Source organism: Psychrobacter sp. AOP31-B2-9 (assembly GCF_052378005.1).
Lineage (GTDB): Bacteria > Pseudomonadota > Gammaproteobacteria > Pseudomonadales > Moraxellaceae > Psychrobacter.
Map to the genome: position 1 here is coordinate 1 of NZ_JBQSXG010000186.1, position 4957 is coordinate 4957.

4 protein-coding genes are annotated in these 4957 nt (G+C 40.1%); all 4 read right to left on the bottom strand.

What is annotated here, in order from left to right; translation table 11 throughout:
• On the bottom strand, window positions 1-551 hold a 551-nt coding region (locus tag ACT3SX_RS13915; protein ID WP_444526210.1), incomplete at its 3' end, for an oligosaccharide flippase family protein.
• Window positions 552-563: 12 nt separating this feature from the next.
• Entirely contained in the window at window positions 564-1589 is a 1026-nt protein-coding gene (locus ACT3SX_RS13920; protein WP_192520625.1) for an NAD-dependent epimerase/dehydratase family protein, read from the bottom strand.
• A gap of 80 nt (window positions 1590-1669) precedes the next feature.
• Window positions 1670-2947, bottom strand: a complete 1278-nt coding sequence (tviB, locus tag ACT3SX_RS13925; RefSeq protein ID WP_192520626.1) for a Vi polysaccharide biosynthesis UDP-N-acetylglucosamine C-6 dehydrogenase TviB — start codon at window positions 2945-2947, stop codon at window positions 1670-1672.
• 25 nt (window positions 2948-2972) lie between these two features.
• Window positions 2973-4957 (bottom strand): polysaccharide biosynthesis protein (locus ACT3SX_RS13930; RefSeq protein ID WP_444761791.1); only part of this gene is annotated, 1985 nt, incomplete at its 5' end.

Sequence of the window (4957 nt, forward strand, 5' to 3'; positions counted from 1 at the left end):
TAGAGCCAATAATCCTTTGGTGATTTAACCAATACAAAAACGCCGACAGTAAAGGCACCTTTCACGACCAAATCCAATATAGTGATGTAGCCCATTTTTTCTACACCACGAAAAAACCACTCAGGAAACATGGTTTGACCAGCTAGCATCAAACACATCAATAAATATACTGGTAAGTCTTCTTTAAATTGAGGTACTAGCATAATTGCTGGCACTAAAATACTTAGTGAAAACAGTAATAAGTAAAGTTTTGAAGTTTGCGTTTTACTATAAATAAAACTGAGCTGCTTACGGCTGGCTTTATGTTTTGCAATTTCTCGTGTCGCAGATAAATTAAAACCGTAACTGGTTATTGATTGAAAATATGCAACCAGAGATAACCCTAGTACAATCGCACCATACTGCTGGAGCCCTAACACCTTAATAAGATAAGGCAGAGTAACAAACGGCAAAATAGCATTTACTAGTTTGAGTACTGATAATGAAAAGAAGTTTTTCATTAATCGCCTGATGTCTTCAGCTTGCAGTGCAGTGCGGATTTTACTTATCATATTAAACGACAACTAGCAGCTCAAAGACTTAACGTACCAAGGCATGGCTTTTTCAATTCCTTGAATGATATCGAACTGCGGTGCATAGCCTAATGCGTTCTGAATCTTACTGATATCAGCTTGGCTATGACGTACATCCCCAGCACGGAAGTCACGATACACTGGCGCTTGGCTATAACTCACACCGTTATCGCTTAGGCTTTCTTTTAGTGCATCAAATAATGTATTGAGTGTGGTACGACCACCGACTGCCACGTTGTATACCTGGTTTTTCGCATCACTACTGGCTGTCGCTGCCAAGATATTAGCCTGTACAGCATTTTCAATAAAATTAAAGTCTCGGCTAGTATCACCATCACCGTTCACAAATACCTCATCACCTTGAATCATAGCAGCCGTCCACTTCGGTATTACTGCTGCATAAGCACCATCTGGCGTTTGGCGCTTACCAAAAATATTAAAATAACGTAGGCCAATCGTATTAAAGCCATAAGTGCGAGAAAACACATCAGCATATAACTCATTGACATACTTAGTTACTGCATAAGGCGATAACGGGTTACCAATAGCATCTTCCACTTTGGGTAAAGCAGGGTGGTCACCATAGGTAGAGCTACTGGCCGCATACGTAAAGCTAGATACTTCGGCATCACGAGCAGCGGTCAGCATATTCAAAAACCCTGAGATATTGGTCTCATTAGTCGCGATAGGATCGGCGATAGAGCGTGGCACAGAACCTAGTGCGGCTTGATGCAATACATAGTCCACACCTGTACAGGCCGTTTGGCAGTCTGCTAAATTGCGGATATCACCTTCTATAAAGGTAAAGCCTGCCCACTGCTGAGAGCTTACTAGTGCTTGCACTTCATCTAGGTTATGCTGAAAACCTGTGGCAAAGTTATCTAAGCCCACTACTTTTTGATTGAGTAACAATAGCGTTTCAAGTAAGTTTGAACCGATAAAACCCGCTACTCCAGTAATGAGCCATACTTTTTTATCATTTAATAAAGTTTGCTTGATGTCTTCGTATGCTGTCATTGTTATGACCCTTATTGCTTTTTATATGTTGCTTTTTATGTATTGCTGAATGCTGATAACTTATCAGAAAGGGAAAATGTCTATAAACGAATATCAGTATCTGCATTAGTAAAAACATATTTGAGATCATAAAGAACATGCGACTCTTTACCAAAGCTACGAATCGTCTCTGCACCCATTTTAAGAAACTCTTGATGCGCAACGGCTAGAACAATACCGTCATATTCGTTATCGAGCGGCATCTCTATAGGGTTAACGCCATACTCATGCTGCGCCGATGCTGCATCCACCCAAGGATCATAAACGTCGACTTCGATATTGTACTCTTGTAGCTCATGCACGATATCGATGACTTTCGTATTACGTACATCAGGGCAGTTTTCTTTGAAACTTAGCCCTAGTATCAATACTTTGGCACCCTCTACTTGAATACGTTTCTTTATCATCGTTTTAATGAGCTGTGTGCTGACATATTCGCCCATGCCATCATTCAGACGACGACCAGCCAGTATAATCTCTGGGTTATAACCAATCGCCTGAGCTTTATGCGTCAAATAGTAAAGATCAACGCCGATACAGTGTCCACCTACCAAGCCTGGGCGAAACGGCAAAAAGTTCCATTTGGTACCCGCTGCCGTAAGCACAGCTTCGGTATCAATATTCATCTTATTAAAAATAACGGCCAACTCATTGATTAACGCAATGTTCACATCTCTTTGCGTGTTTTCTATCACTTTTGCCGCTTCTGCTACTTTAATACTTGGCGCTTTATGCGTTCCTGCTGTGATAATAAGGTTATATACCTCATCGACAAAATCGGCAATTTCGGGAGTAGATCCAGCCGTTACTTTTAGAATATTGGTGACTCGGTGCTCTTTATCACCTGGGTTAATACGCTCTGGGCTATAGCCTGCATAAAAACCTTGATTAAAAGTTAAGCCAGATACTTGCTCTAATACGGGAATACAAACTTCTTCGGTAGCACCCGGATAGACCGTAGACTCATAAACCACGATATCGTCTTGCTTCAGAATACCGCCAATCGCGGTTGATGCTTTTATCAATGGCGTTAGATCTGGTTGCTTATAGTCATCAATAGGCGTGGGTACTGTCACAATAAAAAAGTTACAGTCATTAAGATCTGCCATATGAGCGCTATAGCTTAGATGCTTTGCTTCTGATAGCTCATCATCACTCACCTCTAAAGTATGGTCTACACCTGATGTCAGCTCATTTATCCGAGCGGCATTAATATCAAAGCCTATGACAGGTAGTTTCTTACCAAACTCTACAGCCAGTGGTAAGCCAACATACCCTAGACCAATAACAGCTATTTTTATATTATTTATATTTATCATCGTAATTTTAACAAACCTCTTCGATTTATTTAATGTTAGGGATAGATTTCACTATTTTTTTGGAGGCATCATCCTCTCGATAACCTGCTACAAAATGCTTAAATTGAGTTTTCAGCCAAACAATATCTTGCTGTTTTGAGCGTTCTATAAATTCGAACAAAATATTTTCGATATCTTCTAAGGGAAAGCTGTGTTCCATTGCCTGCATGATTAACGGATGAAAGGTTTTTTCAATGTTATCTTCGCCAATGATTAGCTCTTCATACAGTTTTTCACCTGGTCTTAAGCCAGTAAAAATAATTTCAATATCACCATCGGGATTGTCATCATCTTTTAGTTCACAGCCAGTCAGACGAATCATACGTTTAGCAAGATCCACAATTTTTACTGGTGCGCCCATATCTAGCACAAACACCTCACCACCAAACGCCATTGCACCTGCTTGAATCACCAAGCTAGCCGCCTCTGGAATCGTCATAAAATATCGGGTTATTTCGGGATGAGTAATAGTGATCGGACCACCCTGCTCAATCTGTTTGGTAAACAGAGGTACCACAGATCCCGACGACCCCAACACATTGCCAAAACGTACCATGCTAAAACAAGTATGGCTGCTCTGTTGGCTAAGGCCCTGACAGACTAGCTCCGCCAAGCGTTTTGATGCTCCCATGACATTAGTCGGTCGTACAGCTTTATCAGTAGAAATTAAAACAAAGGTATCAACACCAGCTGCCATCGCAGCACATGCACAATGATAAGTACCCTTGGTATTGTTGATTGTGCCCTCAAAAGGATTGGACTCAACAATAGGTACATGCTTGTATGCGGCAGCATGATAAATGGTATTTATATGGTGATTTTTGAATATATCGATTAATTTTTTTTCGTTCACCACGCTTCCGATAATACTGACAATCTCAATATCTTGGTATTCAACATTTTCTTTCTTTTTATTTCTAAGCTCTTGTTCTATGGTGTACAAGGCATATTCAGATTGCTCGTATAACACCAAACACTTAGGTTTGTTTTTAATAATTTGCCGACATAACTCACTACCAATCGAACCACCTGCCCCTGTTACAAGAACACTTTGATTGGTGATGTTTTTTTGTAGCAACTCAGCAACAGGTTCAACGATATCTCGGCCCAGTACGTCCAATATGTCGATAGGTCGTATGTGACTGACCGTCACTCTTTCATCAGCCAGCTCGCGCAAGCTAGGCACGTCGTTTATTTTGACAGAGATATCTGATAACTGATCCATGATTTGTTTTTTACGAGCACGGCCCATAGAAGGCATTGCCAAGATGACCTGTGCCACTTTAAAGGTTTCTATTAATGATATTAATTCGTGTTCAGCATATATTTTTTTACCATGCAAATAAGCACCTGCCAAATGATTATCATCATCGATATATGCCACCACATTGTATTTATAAGAGTGCTTCAAGCTCTCGAATAGCTCTCTACCCGCCTCTCCTGCACCATAAATAATCACATTGTCGCAGCATTCCTTTGTTTTACGCTTTTTATCTGATCTCTGTAGTCGTTTCAAAAAGGTTCGTATTATCAGTCTGCTATTCCACAACCAAATAAAAGATAGAAATAGAAAGATGATAGGTACTGATCGAGGTATCATCGACATTGGGTTTACGTAAATAAGAACTTGATAAACGATAATAAGTAATAGAAACAGCTGTAGTACACGCCCCATTACCGCATCAAAAACCCCCCTAGAAGCCCCTCTATAAAACCCCATAAAATATAAACTGGCGACAGGAATAAATGCATATAACGCCAATGTCATATTGCTGATGTAAGGTGCCACATATCCTTGTCGTAATGCCAATGCCAAAAGTAAGCAAGATATTGATGCAGCATAATCTATGCTAAATAAAATAGAGCATTTGACAAATCTGGGTAATGACAATAAGTATAAAGCGATATATTTCGACCACTGATTCAGCTTATTGGATGACTGATAAGCACTGTTAGACTCTGTTTTTATAA

What these genes read in the sequence shown, in the direction of transcription:
- ACT3SX_RS13920 (WP_192520625.1), bottom strand. Translation starts at nt 1,589, where the DNA reads ATGACAGCATACGAAGACATCAAGCAAACTTTATTAAATGATAAAAAA.
- tviB (WP_192520626.1), bottom strand. Translation starts at nt 2,947, where the DNA reads ATGATAAATATAAATAATATAAAAATAGCTGTTATTGGTCTAGGGTAT.